The sequence below is a fragment of the Methyloceanibacter marginalis genome (genome assembly GCF_001723295.1).
GTDB lineage: Bacteria > Pseudomonadota > Alphaproteobacteria > Rhizobiales > Methyloligellaceae > Methyloceanibacter > Methyloceanibacter marginalis.
In genome coordinates, this window is record NZ_LPWD01000015.1 from 1 (window position 1) to 4040 (window position 4040).

Annotated in this window: 6 protein-coding genes; 4 read left to right on the top strand and 2 right to left on the bottom strand. The window is 64.3% G+C overall.

Going from position 1 to position 4040, the window contains the following annotated elements:
• From AUC71_RS20095 to AUC71_RS19065, 3 genes are all read left to right on the top strand, one after another.
• Window positions 1-324, top strand: a 324-nt coding sequence (locus AUC71_RS20095) for an alpha/beta fold hydrolase (RefSeq protein WP_244500735.1), incomplete at its 5' end; no start/stop codon positions are given.
• Entirely contained in the window at window positions 290-892 is a 603-nt protein-coding gene (locus tag AUC71_RS00595) for a methyltransferase (RefSeq protein WP_083237944.1), read from the top strand. The genes AUC71_RS20095 and AUC71_RS00595, both read left to right, overlap by 35 nt.
• Window positions 889-1035, top strand: a complete 147-nt coding sequence (locus AUC71_RS19065) for a hypothetical protein (RefSeq protein ID WP_158007651.1) — start codon at window positions 889-891, stop codon at window positions 1033-1035. The genes AUC71_RS00595 and AUC71_RS19065 overlap by 4 nt, the downstream gene beginning before the upstream one ends.
• Before the next feature lie 77 nt (window positions 1036-1112).
• Here the strand turns inward: AUC71_RS19065 and bioA are convergent, their stop codons facing one another.
• Complete coding sequence (gene bioA, locus AUC71_RS00600; RefSeq protein WP_204376591.1) at window positions 1113-2372, bottom strand: adenosylmethionine--8-amino-7-oxononanoate transaminase; 1260 nt, start codon at window positions 2370-2372, stop codon at window positions 1113-1115.
• Window positions 2369-3001, bottom strand: a complete 633-nt coding sequence (bioD, locus tag AUC71_RS00605; RefSeq protein ID WP_069622698.1) for a dethiobiotin synthase — start codon at window positions 2999-3001, stop codon at window positions 2369-2371. Before bioD ends, bioA begins: the two co-directional genes overlap by 4 nt.
• 111 nt (window positions 3002-3112) lie before the next feature.
• Between bioD and AUC71_RS00610 the strand changes: the two genes are divergently transcribed.
• Window positions 3113-4003 carry an ABC transporter substrate-binding protein gene (locus AUC71_RS00610; RefSeq protein WP_069622699.1) on the top strand — a complete coding sequence of 297 codons (891 nt, stop codon included), beginning with the start codon at window positions 3113-3115 and terminating at the stop codon, window positions 4001-4003.
• Window positions 4004-4040: the final 37 nt, after the last annotated feature.

The following is a 4040-nucleotide window of genomic DNA, read 5'->3' on the forward strand; positions in this document are numbered from 1 at the left end:
CCTGGCGGCACCATGGCCGCGTTCTGGCGCTCCTGCGGCGCTCCGGATTTCGCGCCCGCAGAGGCCCTGAATGTCGCACGGCTCGATGAAGGCCTCGATTGGCTAATGCATTGGGATGCGGAGGCGGCTAAGAAAAGGCTGCAATGTCCGATCCTTACCCTCGCTGCCCGAGACGACGTGATCGTTCCTCCCGCCATGTCCGAAGCTGTATGGGGAGCGGAGAAGATCGTCTGGTCGCCCGATGGCGGCCATGTCCTGCCTTTGAGGCACCCCGAGTGGTGCGCCCGTCATGTCCTTGAATTCGCCAATTCTGTCTCGTCGTAGCGCCGAGGTCGCAGCGCGCTTCGGCGCGCAAGCGGCCAGCTACGAGGACCATGCCGGCCTCCAGCAGGATGTGGCGCGCAAGCTGGCCGGCATGCTTCCGGAGCTGAAGGCACCGCGGGTGCTGGAGCTCGGCTGCGGCACGGGACTCCTTAGCCGGCATCTCGTCGCGCGCTATCCGCACGGCCAGTTCGTGCTCACCGATGCGGCGCCGGCCATGATCGGCGAGTGCCGCCGCAACCTCGCGCGAACCCGCGCACGCGTGACCTATGAAGTCATGGATGCGGACGCGGCAGGCGGCCATGACGATCTCGATCTGATCGTCACCAGCATGACGCTCCATTGGCTGAGAGATCCTGTCGCCAGCCTCGAACGCTTGCGCACACGTCTCGCGCCGGGCGGCGTCCTTCTCTTCGCCACGCTCGGTCCGGACAGCTTCGCGGAATGGCGGACCGTGTTGGCCACGGAGTGCCTCCCGAGCGGCATCCCCGATCTCCCCGCGATTCCTGGTGTGGTCGAGGAGGAGCATCTACGCCCGATAACGATTCGCTTTCCTTCCTGCGCAGGATGAAAGCGGTCGGCGGCCTGACGCCGCGGGAGGGCTATGCGCCGCTTTCCGCCGGTGCGCTGCGCCGGGTGATCCGAGTCACGAATGAACGCTTCGGCGGGCGCGTCACCTGGCACATCGTTTTCGGGCGGCTAGAGCGTACCTGAGGCGAGCTGATCGAGACCCTCGATCATTCCCGCATAGGCGCGGGAGAGTTCCTCGTCGGTGATGCAATAGGGCGGCATCAGATAGACCGCCGAACCGATCGGCCTGATGTTGAAGCCGTGGGCCAGATACCAGGCCCTAAGCTTGCGGCTTGCCTCGGATTGGTATTGCCCGCCTTCTTGAACCTCGAAAGCCAGCACGTCACCGAGCACGCGCGCTTCGATACGTCCGCGCGCGCCGCCAGCACGTCGAGCATGGACCGATGACGCGCATTGATCTCTCCGATCCGCGCCATGGTCTGCTCTTCTTCATAAAGCCCGAGCGCGGTGAGCGCGACGGTGCAGGCCAGCGGATTGGCGGTGAAGGAGTGGCCGTGCGGCAGCGCCCGGTCGAAGTTGTGCCCGAGGAACATGTCGAACAGCCGGTCTCGCGCCACCGTGGCCGCGAGCGGCATGTAACCGCCGGTGAGCCCTTTGGAGAGGCACACCAGGTCCGGCACCACGCTGGCGTGCTCCAGCGCGAACAGCGTTCCGGTGCGCCCAAACCCGGTTGCCACCTCATCGAAAATGACAATGACTCCAGCCTTTTGGGCCATCTCGACAAGACGCTTGAGAAAGCCTGGTCGGCAAAAGCGGATGCCCGCCGAGCCCTGCATCATGGGCTCGATGATCAGCGCCGCGACGGCCTGCTTGTGATCTGCAAGAAGCGCTTCGAACGCCGAATAAGGCGCCCGCCTCCCGCTCGTCCGCCGCGTCTCGCCCTCGAACGTGGCCGGGAAGGGCAGCACCCGGACCCGGCACATCAGGTCCTTGAAGGCGCCGAACATTTGCGAGCCGCGCCCGACCGACATGGCGCCCAGCGTGTCGCCATGATAGCCGCCGTCGAAGGCGACGAGCAGGCGCCGGCGGGGTTCGCCGCGATTGATCCAAGACTGATAGGCGATTTTGATCGCCACCTCGACTGACGTCGAGCCGTCGTCGGAGAAGAACACGCGATTGAGGTCGCCGGGCAGAAGGCCGGCGAGCATCTCGGCGAGGTCGACCGCGGGCTCATGGGTGAAGCCCGCGAACATCACGTGCTCCATTTGCGCCGCCTGACGCGCAAGCGCAGCGTTGATCTTGGGATGGGCGTGACCATGGGTGCAGGTCCACCACGAGGAGATCAGATCGAGAATCTCCCGACCCTCCGCATCGAACAGCGATGCCCCCTTGGCCCGCGTGATGACGGTCGGCTCCACCTCCGTCCCGTGCTGGGTGTAGGGGTGCCAGACATAGCGCTTGTCGCGCGCGATCACGTCGGACGCGGACAAGTTCTTCTTTCGGGTCGCGTCGTCGTTCACGGTCTCACCGTTGCAAGCTTCAGGAGATCGAGCTCGGGTTCGATGGCTTTGAGCGCCGCGCGGTCGACGGTCTCAAGCCAGGGAATCTCGGCGATAACTTCGATTTGTCCGTAGCGCTCGATTGCGGCGCGGTTGTGCGGCGTCTCTGGACCGGTGATGACGACACCCGCGAGCGGCAGGCCGCGCCGCCTAATCGCTTCGATGGAGAGCAACGTGTGATTGATGGTGCCGAGGGTGGAGCGCGCGACAAGGACAATTGGTAGATCGAGCTCCGCCGCGAGGTCGATCATATAGGTATCCTCGGTGAGTGGCACCATCAGCCCGCCCGCGCCTTCGACCACCACAAGCCCGTCGTTTGGCGGCAGCGCCAGCTTCTGCATGTCGAGGGTGATTTCGGCGCGCCTGGCCGCTTCATGCGGTGCCATTGGTTCAGGCAGAAGATAAGCTTCCGGCAAGATGCGCCCTACCGGGAGATCGGCGAGGCGCTGCACCGTGGCCGAGTCGGTCGGGGGCTCCGTCCCCGCCTGCACCGGCTTCCAATAGGAGCCATCGAGATGGATCAAGAGCCAAGCCGAGACGAGGGTCTTGCCGACATCGGTATCTGTTCCGGTGACGAAAAAGCCTGACACGAGGCGATGGACTCCGAAAGGTTCGCGGGCGGGAGGGCGACTTTATCGGCCGGAGCTTGCGAGGCAAGAGGCTGGACGAGTGCCTTGGTTTCAGGCGACAAAGTACCATTCATGCGCCGTCTCCTGTCCCTTTGCGTTCTCGCGCTCCTGATTTGCAGCTCTGCCGCCGCCGCAGGCGGCAAGACGCTGCGCATGGCCTATGATGCCGACCCCGCCTCGCTCGATCCCCATGAGCAGCTGTCTGGCGCGACGCTCCAGCTCTCCCATCTCGTGTTCGATCCCCTGGTGCGCTTCCGCCAGGACCTGACGCTAGAGCCGCGCCTCGCCAAGAGCTGGGAACAGATTGATGCGCATACCACGCGGTTTCACCTGCGCGATGACGTGCTCTTTCACTCCGGCCGGGAAATGACCGCCGAAGACGTGGTCTGGACCTTCAACCGCCTGAAGCAGAGCCCTGACTTTAAAGCCCTGTTCGAGCCGTTCGAGAAGGCGCAGGCGGTCGACGCCCACACCGTCGATCTCATCACCAAGGGGCCGTATCCGCTGGTGCTGAATCTCGCGACCTACATCTTTCCGATGGACCGCGAATTCTACACGGGCACCGACCAGCGCGGGCAGCCGAAGGACGCGGTGGTCAAGCACGGCTCGTCCTTTGCGTCGGCCAATATGAGTGGCACGGGGCCGTTCATCGTCACGAAACGCGAGCAGGGGATCAGGCTAGAGTTCAAGCGCTTCGCCGACTATTGGGACAAAGCCTCGCCGGGCAACGTCGAGGAGATCGTTTTTACGCCCATCAAGGAGCCGGCGACTCGCGTGGCCGCATTGCTGGCCGGCGATGTTGATTTCATCGGCCCAGTCCCCCCCACCGATCTGAAGCGTGTAGAGGCGGCGTCGTGCTGCGACCTCGTCACCGTTCAGTCCCGACGTGTCCTCACCTTCGAACTGAACCAGGATCGCGTCGAAGCCTTCAAGGATCCCCGCGTGCGGAAAGCGATGAGCTAACGCCAATCAACCGCCGAAGCCATCGCCAAGAAGATCA

Excerpts from the sequence above, each read along its gene's own strand:
- AUC71_RS00610 (WP_069622699.1), top strand. The coding sequence starts at position 3,113 with ATGCGCCGTCTCCTGTCCCTTTGCGTTCTCGCGCTCCTGATTTGCAGC.
- AUC71_RS19065 (WP_158007651.1), top strand. The coding sequence starts at position 889 with ATGAAAGCGGTCGGCGGCCTGACGCCGCGGGAGGGCTATGCGCCGCTT.
- AUC71_RS00595 (WP_083237944.1), top strand. The coding sequence starts at position 290 with ATGTCCTTGAATTCGCCAATTCTGTCTCGTCGTAGCGCCGAGGTCGCA.